Raw genomic sequence first — 17,187 nt, forward strand, 5'->3', positions numbered from 1 at the left:
CGGAGATCATTTCCTATGTCTGCAATTTATCCCCTGCGCCAGCAATGGCTCGGTAACATCCGTGGTGACCTGCTGTCGGGCATCGTCGTTGCGCTAGCCCTGATTCCTGAGGCAATCGCGTTTTCCATCATCGCCGGCGTCGACCCAAAGGTAGGTTTGTATGCCTCGTTCTGCATCGCCGTCATCACCGCCATCGCCGGTGGCCGCCCTGGCATGATCTCGGCTGCGACCGGCGCCATGGCGTTGGTGATGGTTACGCTGGTGCGCGAGCACGGCATCCAGTATCTGTTTGCCGCCACCATCCTGGCCGGCGTGCTGCAGATGCTGGCCGGCGCCCTGCGGTTGGGCTCGCTGATGCGCTTTGTGTCGCGCTCGGTGGTGACCGGATTTGTGAATGCACTGGCGATTCTCATTTTCATGGCGCAGCTTCCCGAGCTCATCGGCATGCCGTGGATGGTGTATGCGATCTGTGCTGTGGGTCTGGCAATCATCTACCTGCTGCCGCTGCTGACCAAAGCCGTTCCTTCGGCATTGGTGGCGATCGTGGTTCTTACGGCCGCTTCCATGTATTTCGGCTTCCAGGTACGCACCGTAGGCGACATGGGGGCGCTGCCTGACAGCCTGCCGTCGTTCCTGATTCCGGACGTGCCATTCACCTGGGAAACACTCCAGATCCTGCTGCCGGTTTCGGCGACTTTGGCGGTCGTTGGCTTGTTGGAATCGCTGATGACCGCGCAGATCGTCGAAGACATGACCGATACCCCGAGCCAGAAGAATCGCGAATGTGCGGGCCAAGGCTTGGCTAACACCGTAACGGGCTTCTTTGGGGGCATGGCAGGCTGTGCAATGATCGGCCAGTCGGTGATCAACATCACTTCCGGTGGCCGAGGCCGTCTCTCCTGCCTGGTGGCCGGCGTGGTTCTGCTCCTCCTCGTTGTTTATGGGGCAAACCTGGTGAGTCAGATTCCAATGGCCGCACTGGTCGCGGTGATGATCATGGTCAGCATCGGAACCTTCAGCTGGCGCTCTCTGCGCGAGCTGGCCGTTCATCCCAAGAGCTCTTCAATTGTGATGGTTGGGACGGTCATCGTGACCGTGGCTACCCACGACCTTGCCAAGGGCGTGTTGACAGGCGTGGTCCTGTCGGCCGTGTTCTTCACCCGCAAGGTCGGAAAGATGCTGAGCATCGACGACACCCAGGTCGACATCGACTCGCGCGTCTACGTTGTGAGGGGGCAGGTGTTCTTTGCGTCTGCCGGACAGTTCGTGAGCAGCTTCAACTATCTGGATCTCCCCAAGAACGTCAAAATCGATCTGAAGGACGCCCACTTCTGGGACCTGACCGCCGTTGATGCGCTCGACAGGGTAGTGATGAAGCTGCGCGAGCACGGCGCGACCGTTGAAGTGTTCGGTCTCAACGATGCAAGTGAGACCTTGGTTGATCGCCTGGGAAAGCACCGTACGCCAGGCGCCGCGCTGTCGTCGGGTCATTGAATGAGCGAAGCGGGCACCGAAAGGTGCCCGCGTCCTTTCCGGCAGTCATCGAACTGACATATGGGAAGGTAATGCTTCGATTATTCTAGATAAATGGTTGCGATATGTGCCTACCCTGAATGTTCTGTTCCTCTGCACAGGCAACTCGGCGCGCAGCATTCTTGCCGAGGCACTAGCCAACCATTTAGGGCGCGAACGTATCCGCGCTTATAGTGCCGGCAGTCATCCCAAGGGCGTAGTTCATCCAGTAGTACTGCAGGTGCTCTCGGAGATTGGCTTCGACACTGCCGGGCTGTCGAGCAAGCCGTGGGAGGCATTCGCGGATCCAGGAGCACCGCAGATGGATCTCATCGTGACCGTGTGCGATCGCGCTGCGGGCGAAGCATGTCCAGTGTGGCCAGGTCACCCGAATACGGCCCACTGGGGTATTCCCGACCCCGCCGCAGTGCAAGGCAGTGTGGAGCAGGTCTACAAGGCTTTCCTGAGCACGCTTCACCAGCTCCAGCACCGTCTCGGACTGCTGTTGGCACTCAGGCCTGAAGCGCTGGACCGCATGACCCTGGAAACGCAGGTGCGGGCGCTGGGCAATGGCGCCGAGGCTCAGGGGCCAGACGGCGGCTGAGAATCAGCCCCGACGCAGTCGCTGATCTGCCTTACTGCCTCGCGCGCGTATCGGGTCACTCCGATCAGCGTGGCCGACGCCGCCCCATTCCAGTCACCATACCCAAGCAACCAGACCGATGGCGCTGCGACCGAACGGACCTGGGTGTCATCCACGTCGATACGACCCTGGGCGTTGACCAAGCCCAGTCCTTCCAGGTGGGACAAGGCCGGCCGGAAGCCGGTGCACCAGATCACCGCGTCGAAGTTGCGTTCGCTGCCATCTGCCCACTGCATGCCGGTGGTGATGAAACGGACAGGTGGCGTCATGGAGACCAGTACACCGCGGCGCCGTGCGTCCACCACCGGCGGCACCATGACGATGTCGCCTAAACCACCCTGCGGAAGATCCGGCTCGCGTCCTTCCTGCTGAGCCCTCCACTTCTCGGTTGCGCGTGCGAACAGAACGCGCCCGTCTACATCGTCGGCCAGGAAGGCTGGCTTGCCCTGGGTGATCCAGGTGGTGTCGGCCACCTTTGATACCTCGGCCAGAATCTGTGCCCCTGAATTGCCGCTGCCGATGATCGCCACGCGCATTCCGGCAAAGGATCCAGGATGGCTGTAGTGGGCCGAGTGCAGCTGCACGCCGCCGAATGCGTCCATGCCTTCATAGTCGGGCTTGTAGGGATGCCGCCAGGTACCTGTGGCGCTTATCACTGCACGCGTATGCCACTGTCGGCCGTCATCTGCTTCCACCAGCAGCCGGGTTCCCGAACGACTGACGCGTTCCACCTGCACGGGACGGATGACGGGCAGTGCATATTTGTGCTCGTAGCACGTGAGGTAATCGAGCACTTCCGCCTGCGAAGGGTACGGTTCCCGGGTGGCGGGCATCGGCCAACCAGGAATCGAGCTCCAGCTTGCCGGCGAGAACAGATGCAGAGATTTCCAAGCATGCTGCCAGGCCCCGCCAGGAGACGTCTCGGCATCAAGAATCACATGGGACAACCCGCTGCGACGCAGGAAGTAACCTGCCGAAAGGCCCGCCTGGCCACCTCCGATCACCACCACATCGACGTTGTCCATCTGGACTTCCTCACACCGATGCACTCAGGCGGCGTTCTTGTGCTGCTGTTGATCGGAGATCTTGAGTGCATCCAGATAGCGCTCTGCGTCCAGTGCGGCCATGCAGCCGAAGCCGGCCGAGGTGATCGCCTGGCGGTAGTGCTGGTCGGCCACGTCGCCGGCGGCGAACACGCCTTCCACCGAGGTCTGGGTGGCGTTGCCGCCCAGGCCCGAGCGGATTTCCAGGTAACCGTTGTTCATCGCCAGCTGGCCGTCGAACAGCTGGGTGTTCGGGTGGTGGCCGATGGCCACGAAGAAGCCGTGGGCATCGATGTCGCGGGTGCTGCCGTCCAGGGTCGACTTCACGCGCACGCCGGTCACGCCGGCCTCGTTGCCCAGCACTTCCTCCACCTGGTGGTGCCAGACGGTTTCGATCTTACCGGCTTCCACCTTGGCGAACAGCTTGTCCTGCATGATCTTTTCCGCCTTCAGGGTGTCGCGGCGGTGGACCAGGTAGACCTTGCGGGCGATGTTGGACAGGTACAGCGCTTCTTCCACGGCGGTGTTGCCGCCGCCGACCACGACCACGTCCTGGTCACGGTAGAAGAAGCCGTCGCAGGTGGCGCAGGCGGAGACGCCGCGGCCCTTGAACTCGTCTTCGGTTGGGATGCCCAGGTACTTGGCGGTCGCGCCGGTAGAGATGATCAGGGCGTCGCAGGTGTATTCGTGACTGTCGCCGATCAGCTTGAACGGGCGCTGCGACAGGTCCGCGGTATGGATGTGGTCGAAGATGACCTCGGTCTCGAAGCGCTCGGCGTGCGCCTGCATGCGCGCCATCAGGTCCGGGCCCATCAGTCCATGGGCGTCGCCCGGCCAGTTGTCCACCTCGGTGGTGGTCATCAGCTGGCCACCCTGCTGCAGGCCGGTGATGACGACCGGCTTCAGGTTGGCGCGGGCTGCATAGACAGCGGCGGTCCAGCCGGCCGGGCCGGAACCAAGGATCAGCAATGGAATGTGTCGGGTGGTGCTCATGGCTCAGCGGCTCCGTGCATCGGCAGGAAAGTAGCGCTTGCCCAGCCGCAGGGCGACATGGACCAGCAGGATCAGTACCGGCACTTCCACCAGCGGGCCGATGACGGCGGCGAAGGCGACCGGCGAGGCCAGGCCGAAGGCCGCGATGGCTACCGCGATGGCCAGTTCGAAGTTGTTGCCTGCCGCGGTGAACGCGATCGCAGTGGTGCGTGGATAGTCCTTGGCGATCAGCTTGCCCATGAAGAAGCTGATGACGAACTGGATGATGAAGTACAACGTCAGCGGGATCGCGATGCGCACCGCGTCCATGGGAATCCGCAGCACGTCACCGCCTTTCAGGCTAAACATCGCCACGATGGTGAACAGTAGTGCGGCGAGCGTTATCGGGCTGATGGCAGGCAGGAACTTCTCTTCATACCACTGCACGCCCTTGCGCGCCTTCAGCCATCGACTGGTGAGGAAGCCGGCCAGGAACGGGATGCCCAGGTAGATCAGAACCGCCTCGGCGATGGTCCAGACGCTGACATCGATGACGCTGCCCTGCAGTCCGAACAACGGCGGCAACCAGGAAAGGAAGAACCACGCGTAGACGCTGAACAGCGCGATCTGGAAGATCGAGTTGAATGCCACCAGGCCGGCCACGTACTGGCCGTCGCCGCGGGCGAGCTGGTTCCACACCAGCACCATGGCGATGCAGCGCGCCAGGCCGATCAGGATCAGGCCGGTCATATACTCGGGGTAGTCGCGCAGGAACAGCACCGCCAGGCCGAACATCAGGAACGGGCCCACGATCCAGTTCTGCAGCAGCGAGAGCATCAGCACGCGCTTGTCGGCAAAAACGGTGGGCAGTTCCTCGTACTTCACCTTGGCCAGCGGCGGGTACATCATCAGGATCAGGCCAATGGCGATCGGGATGTTGGTCGACCCTACGGAAAGGCTGTTCAACGCGCTGGGCACGCCTTCGAACACCGCGCCCAGGCCGACGCCGAGCGCCATGGCGGCGAAGATCCACAGCGTCAGGTACCGGTCCAGAAACGACAGGCGGGAGGTGTCAGTGGTCATGGGGTTTTCCGGGAAGTCGGTCAGTGGATCTGCGCAATCGGATCAAGCTGGGCCTTGAGAGACGGACGGTCATCCCATGCCCCGTCAGGAACCTCCAGGAAGGCCTTTAGCCGGGCCTTGATGATCTGATGCGCCCGGTCGAACGCTTCAGCCTTCTGTGCATCCGAGCCTTCCACACCGGCCGGGTCGAACAGGCCCCAGTGCACGCGCACGAAATCGCCAAACACGACCGGGCACGCCTCGGCGGCCGCGCTGTCGCACACGGTGACAATCAGATCCATGGCAGCAGCATCCGCTTCGGCAAATTCGTCCCAGGACTTGCTGCGCAGGCCCTCCACCGGGAAGCCCTCGCGCTGCAATTGGGCAATGGCGAACGGATTGACCCGACCGGCCGGCTGGCTGCCTGCACTGAAGGACTGATAGCGGCCTTCGCCCCACTTTTTCAGGGTCGATTCGGCCAACACGCTGCGCGCGGAATTGCCGGTACAAAGGAACAGAACACGACGGGTCATTTTGGCGATCTCTGGGGTAAGGGGTCAGCAGCCTTCGGGGCGTTCACAGGCCTGTTCGTCGGCACAGCAGTTTTCGGTGAGGTAGGCCACCAGCGCGTTCATCGCCACGAACTCGGCCCGGTAGCAGATGGTCCGGCCACGTTGCTCGGCGCTGATCAGTCCCGCGGCCAGCAGTTCCTTCAGGTGGAAGGAGAGCGTGGCGCCAGGCAAAGAGAGGGCTTGGGCAATGTCGCCGGCCAGCTTGCCGGCGCCGCCCGCCTGGACCAGAAGACGGAAGATCGACAGGCGGGTGGCATGACCCAGGGCTGCCAAGGCGTGGGTTGCGCTCTTATGTTCCATGATTCTAGAATAATGGAAGTAAATTGACAGGACAACCCCTGTGCAGCAGATCCCCAACGTGGTACCGGGTGCCATGGACATTCCCACGGCCGCCAAGCTCAACGATCCGGCCGCGCAGCCACACCGGCCACGCATCCTTATCCTGTACGGGTCGCTGCGGCCGCAGTCGTTCAGTCGCAAGCTGGCGCTGGAGGCGCAGCGGCTGCTGGAGCAGTTTGGGGCGGAAACCCGCTTGTTCGATCCACATGATCTGCCGATGCTTGACTCGGTGCCAGCCAGCCACCCCAAGGTGCAGGAGCTGCGCCAGGCCTCGCTGTGGTCGGAAGGACATGTGTGGGTCAGCCCGGAACGCCACGGCACCCTTACGGCGGTATTCAAGAACCAGATCGACTGGCTGCCGCTCGAAGAGGGCAGCGTTCGCCCCACCCAGGGCCGTACGTTGGCCGTGATGCAGGTCTGCGGCGGTTCCCAGTCGTTCAACGTGGTCAACGCGCTGCGCGTGCTCGGCCGGTGGATGCGGATGGTGACAATTCCCAACCAGTCCTCGGTGGCCAAAGCCTGGCAGGAGTTCGATGACGACGGTCGAATGAAGCCTTCGGCGTACTACGATCGCGTGGTGGACGTGATGGAGGAACTGGTCAAGTTCACCCTGCTGGTGCGCGGGCGTAGTGACTACCTGGTGGACCGCTACAGCGAGCGCAAGGGGGCCGTCGAGGCAGCAGCGCTGGCCGCTGCCGCAGGCGTGGTGGAGACCGTTTTGAACCAGAAGGAAAGTGCGTGAACGCTGTCATCTATCACAACCCAAAGTGCGGCACCTCGCGCAATGCCCTAGCGCTGATCCGCTTTGCCGGGATCGAGCCGGAAGTGATCGACTACCTGGCCAACCCACCCAGCCGTGCGCGCCTGGTCGATCTCATTGCGGCGGCGGGATTGAGCGTGCGCGATGCCATCCGGCAGAAGGGAACGCCGTATGACGAACTCGGGCTAGGCGACGCAGCACTGAGCGAGGAAGCGCTGCTTGATGCGATGCTGGCGCACCCGATACTCATCAATCGTCCTTTCGTACAGACCGATAGGGGTACTCGTCTGTGTCGGCCTTCGGAAGTGGTACTGGAGATCCTGCCGCCGCTGCCCGGGCCTTTCCGAAAGGAAGATGGAGAGTTGGTGACCGGGCACCCGGGAAGCTCGACGCCGTGATCCCAATGCCAGGCTTGGCTCGCCACCGCTGAGAACCACAGGAGGTCATGCCCCATGTCGGCGCTGAATCCTACGACAAGCGACAGCGCATGGCGCGTCTTCCTGGTGTTCCTGCGACTGGGGCTCACGTCGTTTGGCGGTCCAATCGCCCACCTGAGCTACTTCCGTCTCGAGTTCGTCGAACGCCGCCGTTGGCTGACGGACTGTAGCTACTCCGATCTGGTGGCCCTGTGTCAGTTACTGCCAGGCCCGGCCAGCAGCCAGGTAGGCATGGCGCTGGGCTTGCGTCGCGCCGGCTGGCCTGGCCTGTTGGCCGCTTGGGCCGGCTTTAGGCTGCCGTCGGCCGTGCTGATGATCCTCTTCGCTTCGGGCGTTGCCAAATACCAGGCCATCATTGAATCCGGCTGGCTGCATGGCCTGAAGATCGTGGCAGTTGCTGTGGTGGCCCAAGCAGTATGGGGAATGGCCCGATCCCTGTGCCCGGATCGTTTACGGGCAGCGATGGCGGTCTTTGCGGCTGTGTTGACCTTGTCCATGCCCTCGATCGCCGGCCAGATCGTGGTGATCATCGCCAGCGGACTGCTCGGTCGCTGGATACTGAATATCGAACCGGCGTCCGGCCAATCAGACCGCGGCTATTCCGTCTCGCGAAGAACCGGCGCGGTGACACTAGTGCTACTGGTCCTGCCGCTTGTTCTGCTGCCCTTGTGGGCGGTGGCTAGCGGCTCCCCCTTGGCCGCGCTGTTGGAGGGTGTGTACCGCGCTGGCGCCTTGGTCTTCGGCGGCGGGCATGTCGTGCTGCCGCTGCTGCAGACCGCGGTCGTCCAGAGCGGCACCGTGAGCACGGCGGATCTCCTCGCCGGGTACGGTGCGGCGCAGGCGGTGCCGGGCCCTCTCTTCTCCTTTGCAGCGTACCTGGGGGCTATGGCCGAGGGGCCGCTGGGTGGCTGGGCAGGCGGCCTTGCGCTGTTGGTGGTCATTTTCCTGCCAGCCCTTCTTGTGCTCGTGGGGGTGCTGCCGTTCTGGGAGTCTCTGCGCCCCCGCAAGGATCTCCAAGCTTCGATTGCAGGCGTCAATGCCGGGGTGGTCGGCATCCTGTTGGCGGCGTTGTATGACCCGGTGTGGACGAGCGCGATCCATGACCGATGGGATGTCGCGATGGCGTTGGTTGCGTTTGGGCTACTTGTCGTTGTGCGTGCTCCGACTGCACTGGTCGTGTTGCTGGCTGCCGTGGCGGGTTGGACGATGGCGTGATGACGCCGCCAGGCCGGTCAGGAGCGGTTCGGCAGCGGAACCTGATGTCCGCTTCTGGCCGGAAGGGGGCATTTGCCAAAGCTTAGGCTTGGGGAGCAGATATCCAATTCTGGATCTACGGACTCTTATCGGGGGTAACGAAGGCCAGTTTCCGACCCAAAGGGGCATTTAAGCCAACATCTCGCCTAGCCGACGCATCCAACCACGAACTTCGCCATCGGGATCACGCTCTTCCAACATGGCTGCTGTCATGCAAGGGAACGCATGCTGAGCCAACTTTCTCTTGGCGTTGGAGTCTTTAAGCGGACTGCCTACGCCAGCGTGGGCGACAAAAGCCTCCCCGAAGACCTTTGGAACAGCTTTGCCCGCCATGGGGTGATCAGTGACTTCAATCTCAAATCCGAACGCGAGCGCAATTGCGTCCTTGTGCAAGTAGCTCTCAATCTCATGCTTGGTTGTGACGACAGCCCATGACCCGTCCCCACGGTCATTGACCTGCTGCGCGCTTAGGGCATATGCCGGGACATCGCCGTCGTAGATGTGCACCTCCTGCTTGCCTAGGCCCCGCAGGTAGTGGTGATTGACCCAGTGCTCCAGCGTTCCACCGCCTAGGACAACAAATGCAAGTCGCTCATCGGATGAAAGATTTGGCAGGTTGGAGTCGACCTCGTGGAGCGCTTTGGAAAGGGCTTTCAAGGCTAGTACATCGGTTGGACCTTCGACGCACACTAGTACCTGGACCCGGCTGTCAGGCGTTACGCCCAATGCTTCAGCCACCTTACCGAACACGTCGACCCCCGACTCAACCTGCGGCTTTTTCGTGTCGGAGTGGCGAGAGATGTAACGAATGCTCTGCTGGGGTAGCGCCGAGGCAAATCCGGGACTGTGAGTGGTCAATATGACCTGACAGCCGGGGTCTTCTGACAACACCGTGAAGGAGTCGATGAGAATCCGTTGGTTGCTGGGGTGCTGAGCCGTCTCTGGCTCCTCGATCGCGTAGATGATGCTGCGCTTGGTGCTGGTTTTGAGCCGTCGCTCCGCTTCGGCTTTGAAGAAGCTCACCAGCACAAGCCGCCTGACGCCGCTGCCTCGCTTGTTCAACGGTATGCCATCGTCGGTGCTCAAGCCGAGCGAAAACAGTCCCTGCCACTTGGCGGCGGTGGGAGGGCTGAACTCTGGTGTAAGTTCGCTGGCAAGGTTGGGATCGATCGTGGTCAAAGCTCTGTGCGTGTTCTTCGCAATCTCTTCGGCCTTCTCGCGAACCTTTGTTTGGATTCGAGCAATGTCATCTTGGACCTCTGCAATGGCAGCAGCGACGGCTGCCTTCATCGGGCTTTGGACCTCGCTGTCCGAGTCCCGACTGCTCCGATCACTTTGGAAGAGAGCGAACATCGGCAAGTGAGGCTCAATCTGGTCCCAGATACGTTTGACGTCCTCCTTGGACTTGCCGACCGCGATTGCGACCTCTTGAAGCTTGAGGTCGCCAGCGGCCGCCCAAAGTGCGCGGCGCATGCCAGGGTTGCCCTTCAATGCAACCGCCAAGCCAAGATCTTTCACCCTCTTTTGGAGCTCCTTCTCCTTCAATTCCAGCAGGTTGTCGTAATTGGCCGCAGTGGGGTGAAACGCAAGCACCAGCACTTCTGCGGATGGCTTCTTGCTGGTGCAGTCGTAGGTTTTACGAATTTTCAGCCGGCCGTCCACGGTCAAAAGATACTCATCGGCCAACGTGGTATCTGCTCCCGCGTCTAACGTCAGTGTTGGCGGAAGCTCCGAGAACTCACACGTGATCGAAACGGTCTTGTCTACGCTGTGAACATGAGCATCTCCCTGCTCCATGGCCACCACGTCTGCGTTGAAGAATATTTCCAGCGCTTCCAGAATCGCTGACTTGCCGATGTCATTCCGGCCGACAAAAGTAGTCAAGTCGTCCAGTTCGACCCGGATCTCATCCCCATAGCAACGAAAGTTGGTAATGCTGATTGCTTCCAAGCGCATATCTTCGCTCCCCCTGAGCGCCTTCCATGCAGCCAAGCCAGCCGCCACTAGATAGTGCCTCGAGGCTGCGGAAGCGGCAACCGAGGCAATCTGAGGGCCTGAGCAAGGGCGCTAGCCTTCGGCACCTAAGATGGCCCGCTACTCTTAACGCTTCATTCTCATGAATGCGTTCTTGGCTGGCCAAACAGGCGTACGCTCTCATCTGGTTCCGCAGTTCCCTGAACTGTCGAATCTGGGAACCCACCCTGAAACTACAGTTCGGCATAGTTCGTACTCATGCGATTCGCCATAGTTGGTGCCTACAGTACTGACTTTGCCAAAGCGTCCACTTTCCTGACGGAAAGGGATCCGACCCCGGACCCGCGTTTTGCACTACATTGGTGCAATGTCCGACCCCGCACCCCCACCGTCCCTCGATGCCCTGGGCACGCCGTTGGCCTGGGCCGGGGCCGATGGCTGCATTGCCGGCTGCAATCCGGCCTTCGCCCGCTGGCTGGGCGTCAGCGTCCGGCGCCTGCTGGGGCGGCCGCTGGCTGCACTGGAAGTGCAGGGCGAAGCCCTGGCTCATTTCCTGGCCCGCGATGAGCGCGACAGCCTGCGCCTGAACCGGTTGGCGCTGGCGGTGCCCGGCGAGGCCCCGCGCTTCGCCGAGGGCTGGATGAGCCGCCGCGATGATGGCGGCTGGCTGCTGGAGGCGCATCCGGTCGATGAATTCCCCGGGCTCGACCCGACCCAGGCCCTGCCCAGCGCGCTCAGCGCGGCGCTGAAGGGACTGGCCCACGAGCTTCGTAATCCGCTGGCCGGGTTGAAGGGCGCGGCCCAGCTGCTGGCCCGCCGCGCGGCCCAACGCGATGCCAGCGAACGTGAGCTGATCGAACTAATCGGGTCCGAGATCGAGCGCCTCAACGGCCTGCTCGACCAGCTGCTGTCGCCGGCCCCGGCTGCACCGCATGCCGAGCTGAACATCCACGCCGCGCTGGAACGCGTGCTGCGCCTGGCCGAGAACGAGGCCGGCTGGGCGGTACGCCTGCAGCGCGACTACGACCCCAGCATTCCCGAATTCCACGGCGACGCCGACCGCCTCACCCAGGCGGTGTGGAACCTGGTGCGCAATGCGATCCAGGCCGGCGCCGGCAGCATCACCCTGCGCACCCGCGTGGAGCATGGCGTACGCATCGCCGAGCAGCTGCACACGCTGGCGCTGCGCCTGGAAATCGCCGACGACGGCCGTGGCGTGCCCGAGGAGCTGGCCGAGCATCTGTTCCTGCCCTTGGTCAGTGGCCGCGCCGAAGGCACTGGCCTGGGCCTGGCGCTGGCCCAGCAGGTCGCGCGCGAGCATCGCGGTACGCTGACCTACCGTTCGCGCCCGGGCCATACCGTGTTCACCCTGCTGCTGCCGATCATCAGCGGCGCCGTCCCGGCCGAGGAGGCCCCGCGCGATGTCTGAACCTTCCACCGCCGCACAGCGCATCTGGGTGGTCGATGACGATCGTGCCGTGCGCTTCGTGCTGTGTACTGCGCTGCGCGAAGCGGGCTACCAGGTCGTCGATTTCGACAGTGCCGCTCCCGCCCTGCAGGCCCTGAGCGAAGGCCCGCCACCGGCGCTGCTGTTCACCGATGTGCGCATGCCGGGTGACGATGGCCTGGTGCTGTTGGACAAGCTCAAGGCCGCGCTGCCGCAGCTGCCGGTGGTGGTGATGTCGGCCTACACCGATGTGGCCAGCACGGCCGGTGCGTTCCGCGGTGGCGCGCATGAATTCCTGTCCAAACCGTTCGACCTGGACGACGCGGTGGCGCTGGCGCAGCGTGTGCTGCCGGCGGTGGCGCCGGCATTGGCTGCCCCCAGCCCCACAGCTGAAACTCCCAGCGACCAGCCACCGCAACTGGTGGGCGATACCCCGCCGATGCGCGCGCTGTTCCGTGCCATCGGCCGCCTGGCGCAGGCGCCGCTGGCGGTGCTGATCACCGGCGAAACCGGCACCGGCAAGGAGCTGGTGGCCAATGCGCTGCATCGCGAATCGCCGCGCGCGCAGGGGCCGTTCGTCGCGCTCAATACTGCTGCAATCCCGTCCGAGCTGCTGGAAAGCGAGTTGTTCGGCCACGAAGCCGGCGCCTTCACCGGTGCCCAGCGCCGCCATATCGGCCGTTTCGAGCAGGCCAACGGCGGCACGCTGTTCCTCGATGAAATAGGCGATATGCCGTTGCCGCTGCAGACCCGCCTGCTGCGCGTGCTGGCACAGGGCGAGTTCTTCCGCGTCGGTGGTCGCGAGTTGATCCGCGTCGACGTGCGGGTGATTGCCGCCACCCACCAGGATCTGGAAGGCCTGGTCGCGCAGGGGAAGTTCCGTGCCGATCTGCTGCATCGCCTGGACGTGGTGCGCCTGCAGCTGCCACCGCTGCGCGAGCGTCGCGAGGACATCGCACAACTGGCAAGTACGTTCCTGGGCGCCGCCGCACGCAAGCTGGATACGCCGCCGAAGCGCCTGACCGCTGCCGCACTGCAGGCGCTGCGCGAACACGATTGGCCGGGCAACGTGCGCGAGCTGGAAAACGTGTGCTGGCGGATGGCGGCGTTGGCCGCCGCTGACACCATTGGCGTGGCCGACGTCGATACCGCGCTCAACCGTACGCGCGGTCGTCGCAGCAGCACCACCAGCGCCGATCCGGGGCAGTGGGAGGCGCTGCTGGCCGAATGGGCACGCCGGCAGCTGGCCGAAGGCACCGAAGGCCTGCACGCGCAGGTGCGTGAGCGGGTCGACCATGCCCTGCTGGAGGCCGCGCTGCAGATCACCCATGGCCGCCGTGCTGAAGCCGCGGCCCGCCTGGGCCTTGGCCGCAATACCCTTACCCGCAAGCTGGGCGCTGGCCGCCGTCGCGGGGGCCATTGAACGGTCCCTGCACGCGATCCTCGCGCCCGCTTGCCGAACCGTTGATCGTTCATGGACGATGCCGTCCGTAGTGTCACCTGCAAGGAGTCTTCGATGCGTCTGTCCTTTGCCATCCTGCCGTTGTCCGCCGCCGTGCTGCTGTCTGCCTGTGGCAGTGCACCGAAGAAGGCCGAACCCACCCCGCCACCGCCGACCGTGGTCAGCGCCGCCAAGCAGGCCGAGGCTAATCTCTCGCCGGCCTCGGCCAGTATCGTCAGTGGCCGCATCGCGCTGATGGTGGAGCCCGGTGGCATCCACATCACCGGGCTGATCGGTGGCCTGCAGCCGATGCAGCAGGCTGGCTTCCACATCCACGAGCGCGGCGACTGCAGCGCGGTGGATGCCAGCAGTGCCGGCAATCACTTCAATCCCGGTGGCGCTGCGCATGGCCGCGCCGGCACCGGCAAGCACCACCTGGGCGACATGGACAATCTGCGTGCCGACGCCCAGGGCCGCGCCAACGTCGATATCCACCTCAAGGGCGTTACCCTTGGCGGAGGCGCCGCCACCGATATCGCCGGACGTGCACTGGTCGTGCATGCCAACGCCGACGACTATCGCAGCCAGCCCGCCGGCAATGCCGGCGTCCGCATCGCCTGTGGCGTGATCCGGGTTGTCCGCTGATCACTGCAGGCATCATCCAGGGAGAAATTCCATGCGTCTGATCCACACTTCGCTGTTCGCAGCCATTGCTGCACTGGGCCTGGCGGCCTGCAACCAGCAGCCGGCCGCGCCGCAGGCTGAAACCGCGCCGGCCGCTCCGGCCGACGGCGCCACCGCCGAACCGGCCGCAGCACCTGCACCGGCTGCCGATGCCTCGGCCACGGCCGAGCTGGCGCCGACCCAGGGCAACGAGACCAAGGGCAGCGTCACCTTCAAGGTGGTTGACGGCAAGGTCCACGTGACCGGCCAGATCAGCGGCCTGAAGCCGGGCAGCGAGCACGGCTTCCACATCCACGAGAAGGGCGACTGCAGCGCGCCGGACGGCATGAGCGCCGGCGGCCACTTCAACCCGGGCAAGCAGGATCACGGCAGCGTGTCCGCCGATCCGCACCACGGTGGCGACATGCCCAACATCAAGGCCGACGACAAGGGCGTGGCCACCATCGACGGCCCGGTGTCGAGCAACGTCAACATCGGCAAGGGCGATGACTTCGACATCATCGGCCGCGGCCTGATCGTCCATGCCGATGCGGATGACTACAAGACCCAGCCGACCGGCAACGCCGGTGCGCGCCTGGCCTGCGCAGTGATCCAGAAGGCGCAGTAAGCCATCAGAAAACGCCGGCGCAAGCCGGCGTTTTTCTTTATCGGTAGTGCCGGCCGCTGGCCGGCAATCGCAGATCCGGAGGTTGCCGGCCAGCGGCCGGCACTACCAACAGGCCACCCGGGTCAGCGCGCCAGCAGTTCGCGCGCGTCCTGACCGGCCTCGCAGTGCACGAACAGCACCGGCACGCCGTGCGCTTCCAGCACCGCGGCCATCTGCCGCTGGCGCATCAGGAACTGCTCGTAGATGCCCTTCAGGCGGTCGCAGTCGTTCTTGCCGTGGTTGTAGTGCGCGCACCAGCCGGCCGGATCGAACAGCGCCATGCGTGCCTCGCCGTGCGTGTAGCGCAGCAGCGGCTCGGGCGCGGCGTTGAGCCATTCGTCCTCGCCCGGGGCCATGATCGCGGTCTCGATCAGCGGCCACAGCGCGGCCAGGCCCTGATTGTCGTACTGCATCGACATCATCGCGGCCAGATCATTCACGGTGAAATAGCGCGCATGCTCGATGCGGGCACCGAAGCTGTTCTGCGCCATCAACGCGGTATCGGCATGGGCCATGCCGTTGGCCAGCAGCGTGTCTTCCAGCGCCTCGGCCACCGCATTGGTCGTCGCCACGTCGCTGCCGGTCAGCAGGAACGGCACCACGCGCAGGCCACCGCCCACCAGGCTGGCATCGGCCTGGAACGGCAGCGGCACGTCACCGTTGGCATCGGTACCGAAGGCCAGCAGGCGCGGGCCCTGGTTACGGCCCGGCGCACGCATCTGCAGTTCTTCCAGACGGCGGTGGATCGGCCAGCCCGGACGCAGTACTTCGGCCGGATCGAAATGGGCGGCGGCGAACACCAGGTCCAGCTCGGCCACCTGCGGCACCAGCTTGGACAGGTCGCGGCCGACGCGATCGGCCAGTTCACCGGCCTGTTCGGCGCTGAGCACCGCCTGGCGGGGGATTTCGCCGCCGGCCAGTTCCAGGGCCAGCACGCCAAGGGCATTCATCGCGGGGTCGGGTTTGCTCATGGTTCCACGGTTGGCCCATCACAGGGCGGCAGCTACACTTGGCTCCATTATGCCTGCTCCGTCGTGCAGGCCATGTTGCAGACACCCTCATCCATGCCAGGTATCTCCATGCCCAACGCTCGTCCCGTCGCCATCCTCGGTGGCGTCCGCATTCCGTTCTGCCGCCAGAACACCGCGTATTCGGATGTCGGCAACCTCGGCATGTCGGTCCGTACGCTGGGCGCGCTGGTTGAACGTTTCGGCCTGCACGGCCAGCAGCTGGGTGAAGTGGCGATGGGTGCGGTGATCAAGCACTCCAGCGACTGGAACCTGGGCCGCGAAGCCACGCTGTCCTCCGGCCTGTCGCCGTTGACCCCGGGCATCACTTTGCAGCGCGCCTGCGGCACTTCGCTGGACAGCATCATCACGGTTGCCAACAAGATCGCGCTGGGCCAGATCGAATCCGGTATCGGTGGCGGTTCAGACACAACCTCCGACGTGCCGATCGTCTACGGCAAGAAGCTGCGTGCACGCCTGCTGGCGGCCAACCGTGCCAAGAGCACCGGCGACAAGATCCGCGCGCTCACCGCTGGCTTCAAGTTCTCCGAGCTCAAGCCCGAATTCCCGGGCGTGGCCGAGCCGCGCACCGGCAAGAGCATGGGCGACCACTGCGAGGACATGGCCAAGGAATGGAACATCTCGCGTGACTCGCAGGACGAGTGGGCGGTGTCGTCGCACAAGAAGCTGGCTGCTGCCTATGAGCGCGGTTTCTTCAACGACCTGATCGCACCGTTCCGTGGTGTCGAGCGTGACAACATCCTGCGCCCGGATACTTCGCTGGAGAAGCTGGCCACGCTGAAGCCGGCGTTCGACAAGGTTTCCGGCCGCGGCACGCTCACCGCCGCCAACTCCACGCCGCTGACTGATGGCGCCGCCGCGGTGCTGCTGGCCAGCGAAGAGTGGGCGCGTGCCCACGGCCATGAGCCGCAGGCCTATCTGCGTGACGCGCACGTCTCGGCGGTGGACTTCGTGCATGGCGAAGGCCTGCTGATGGCGCCGACCGTGGCCGTGCCGGAGATGCTCAAGCGCAACGGCCTGACCCTGCAGGACTTCGACATCTACGAGATCCACGAAGCTTTTGCCGCGCAGGTGCTGTGCACCCTGCGTGCGTGGGAGAGCGAGGATTACTGCCGCAATCGCCTGGGCCTGGATGCACCGCTGGGTCGCATCGACCCGGACAAGATCAACTTGCTGGGCTCGTCGCTGGCCACCGGCCACCCGTTCGCGGCGACTGGCGCACGCGTCATCGCCACCGCAGCCAAGCAGCTGGCCGAACGCGGCGGTGGCCGCGCGCTGGTGTCGATCTGCACCGCCGGCGGCATGGGCGTAGTGGCGATCGTCGAGCGCTGATCGCTGCGACCGCGCGCCAACCAAGGTTGGCGACTACCGGG

17 protein-coding genes are annotated in these 17,187 nt (G+C 64.2%); 10 read left to right on the forward strand and 7 right to left on the reverse strand.

Annotated features, from left to right (window positions below):
* Positions 1 to 15: 15 nt before the first annotated feature.
* Both ACZK4Z_RS00720 and ACZK4Z_RS00725 read left to right on the forward strand, forming a co-directional pair.
* Positions 16 to 1,494: a SulP family inorganic anion transporter gene (locus tag ACZK4Z_RS00720; RefSeq protein ID WP_478451109.1), complete on the forward strand. Its 1,479-nt coding sequence runs from the start codon at positions 16 to 18 to the stop codon at positions 1,492 to 1,494.
* Between the two features lie 106 nt (positions 1,495 to 1,600).
* Positions 1,601 to 2,116 carry an arsenate reductase ArsC gene (locus tag ACZK4Z_RS00725; protein WP_478451111.1) on the forward strand — a complete coding sequence of 172 codons (516 nt, stop codon included), beginning with the start codon at positions 1,601 to 1,603 and terminating at the stop codon, positions 2,114 to 2,116.
* Here the strand turns inward: ACZK4Z_RS00725 and ACZK4Z_RS00730 are convergent.
* Genes ACZK4Z_RS00730 through ACZK4Z_RS00750 form a run of 5 tightly spaced genes read right to left on the reverse strand, consistent with a single transcriptional unit; the run spans position 2,095 to position 6,104 of the window.
* On the reverse strand, positions 2,095 to 3,180 hold the full coding sequence (locus ACZK4Z_RS00730) for an ArsO family NAD(P)H-dependent flavin-containing monooxygenase (protein ID WP_478451113.1): 1,086 nt from the start codon (positions 3,178 to 3,180) through the stop codon (positions 2,095 to 2,097). The genes ACZK4Z_RS00725 and ACZK4Z_RS00730 overlap by 22 nt on opposite strands.
* A 24-nt stretch (positions 3,181 to 3,204) precedes the next feature.
* The gene (gene trxB, locus ACZK4Z_RS00735; RefSeq protein WP_478451114.1) at positions 3,205 to 4,191 is read right to left on the reverse strand and encodes a thioredoxin-disulfide reductase; all 987 of its coding nucleotides are present in this window, start codon (positions 4,189 to 4,191) and stop codon (positions 3,205 to 3,207) included.
* 3 nt (positions 4,192 to 4,194) lie between these two features.
* The gene (arsB, locus tag ACZK4Z_RS00740) at positions 4,195 to 5,253 is read right to left on the reverse strand and encodes an ACR3 family arsenite efflux transporter (RefSeq protein WP_478451116.1); all 1,059 of its coding nucleotides are present in this window, start codon (positions 5,251 to 5,253) and stop codon (positions 4,195 to 4,197) included.
* 20 nt (positions 5,254 to 5,273) lie between these two features.
* The gene (locus ACZK4Z_RS00745; RefSeq protein ID WP_478451118.1) at positions 5,274 to 5,765 is read right to left on the reverse strand and encodes an arsenate reductase ArsC; all 492 of its coding nucleotides are present in this window, start codon (positions 5,763 to 5,765) and stop codon (positions 5,274 to 5,276) included.
* A 24-nt stretch (positions 5,766 to 5,789) separates the two neighbouring features.
* On the reverse strand, positions 5,790 to 6,104 hold the full coding sequence (locus ACZK4Z_RS00750; RefSeq protein ID WP_478451120.1) for an ArsR/SmtB family transcription factor: 315 nt from the start codon (positions 6,102 to 6,104) through the stop codon (positions 5,790 to 5,792).
* 40 nt (positions 6,105 to 6,144) lie between these two features.
* Between ACZK4Z_RS00750 and arsH the strand changes: the two genes are divergently transcribed.
* Genes arsH through chrA form a run of 3 tightly spaced genes read left to right on the forward strand, consistent with a single transcriptional unit; the run spans position 6,145 to position 8,555 of the window.
* Positions 6,145 to 6,885 (forward strand): arsenical resistance protein ArsH, encoded by a 741-nt coding sequence (arsH, locus tag ACZK4Z_RS00755; protein WP_478451122.1) that lies wholly within the window; start codon positions 6,145 to 6,147, stop codon positions 6,883 to 6,885.
* Positions 6,882 to 7,301, forward strand: a complete 420-nt coding sequence (arsC, locus tag ACZK4Z_RS00760) for an arsenate reductase (glutaredoxin) (RefSeq protein ID WP_099472786.1) — start codon at positions 6,882 to 6,884, stop codon at positions 7,299 to 7,301. The genes arsH and arsC overlap by 4 nt, the downstream gene beginning before the upstream one ends.
* A gap of 54 nt (positions 7,302 to 7,355) precedes the next feature.
* Positions 7,356 to 8,555: a chromate efflux transporter gene (gene chrA, locus ACZK4Z_RS00765; RefSeq protein WP_478451123.1), complete on the forward strand. Its 1,200-nt coding sequence runs from the start codon at positions 7,356 to 7,358 to the stop codon at positions 8,553 to 8,555.
* Positions 8,556 to 8,723: 168 nt separating this feature from the next.
* Here chrA and ACZK4Z_RS00770 read toward each other — a convergent pair whose 3' ends face one another.
* Positions 8,724 to 10,550 carry an ATP-binding protein gene (locus ACZK4Z_RS00770; RefSeq protein ID WP_478451124.1) on the reverse strand — a complete coding sequence of 609 codons (1,827 nt, stop codon included), beginning with the start codon at positions 10,548 to 10,550 and terminating at the stop codon, positions 8,724 to 8,726.
* A 385-nt stretch (positions 10,551 to 10,935) separates the two neighbouring features.
* Between ACZK4Z_RS00770 and ACZK4Z_RS00775 the strand changes: the two genes are divergently transcribed.
* The 4 genes from ACZK4Z_RS00775 to ACZK4Z_RS00790 all read left to right on the forward strand — a co-directional run bounded on the left by ACZK4Z_RS00775 (position 10,936) and on the right by ACZK4Z_RS00790 (position 14,747).
* Complete coding sequence (locus ACZK4Z_RS00775) at positions 10,936 to 11,997, forward strand: two-component system sensor histidine kinase NtrB (RefSeq protein WP_125893056.1); 1,062 nt, start codon at positions 10,936 to 10,938, stop codon at positions 11,995 to 11,997.
* Positions 11,990 to 13,438: a nitrogen regulation protein NR(I) gene (gene ntrC / locus ACZK4Z_RS00780; RefSeq protein WP_125893057.1), complete on the forward strand. Its 1,449-nt coding sequence runs from the start codon at positions 11,990 to 11,992 to the stop codon at positions 13,436 to 13,438. Before ACZK4Z_RS00775 ends, ntrC begins: the two co-directional genes overlap by 8 nt.
* 93 nt (positions 13,439 to 13,531) lie before the next feature.
* Positions 13,532 to 14,101: a superoxide dismutase family protein gene (locus ACZK4Z_RS00785; protein ID WP_014035519.1), complete on the forward strand. Its 570-nt coding sequence runs from the start codon at positions 13,532 to 13,534 to the stop codon at positions 14,099 to 14,101.
* 31 nt (positions 14,102 to 14,132) lie between these two features.
* Positions 14,133 to 14,747 carry a superoxide dismutase family protein gene (locus tag ACZK4Z_RS00790; protein ID WP_049462224.1) on the forward strand — a complete coding sequence of 205 codons (615 nt, stop codon included), beginning with the start codon at positions 14,133 to 14,135 and terminating at the stop codon, positions 14,745 to 14,747.
* A 122-nt stretch (positions 14,748 to 14,869) separates the two neighbouring features.
* Here ACZK4Z_RS00790 and ACZK4Z_RS00795 read toward each other — a convergent pair whose 3' ends face one another.
* Positions 14,870 to 15,757 (reverse strand): hypothetical protein, encoded by an 888-nt coding sequence (locus tag ACZK4Z_RS00795; protein WP_125893059.1) that lies wholly within the window; start codon positions 15,755 to 15,757, stop codon positions 14,870 to 14,872.
* Positions 15,758 to 15,850: 93 nt separating this feature from the next.
* Here ACZK4Z_RS00795 and ACZK4Z_RS00800 point away from each other — a divergent pair, with 93 nt between their 5' ends.
* Entirely contained in the window at positions 15,851 to 17,146 is a 1,296-nt protein-coding gene (locus ACZK4Z_RS00800) for an acetyl-CoA C-acetyltransferase (RefSeq protein WP_099551602.1), read from the forward strand.
* Positions 17,147 to 17,187 lie beyond the last annotated feature (41 nt).

It is taken from the genome of Stenotrophomonas sp. 71799_Sma (assembly GCF_056482505.1).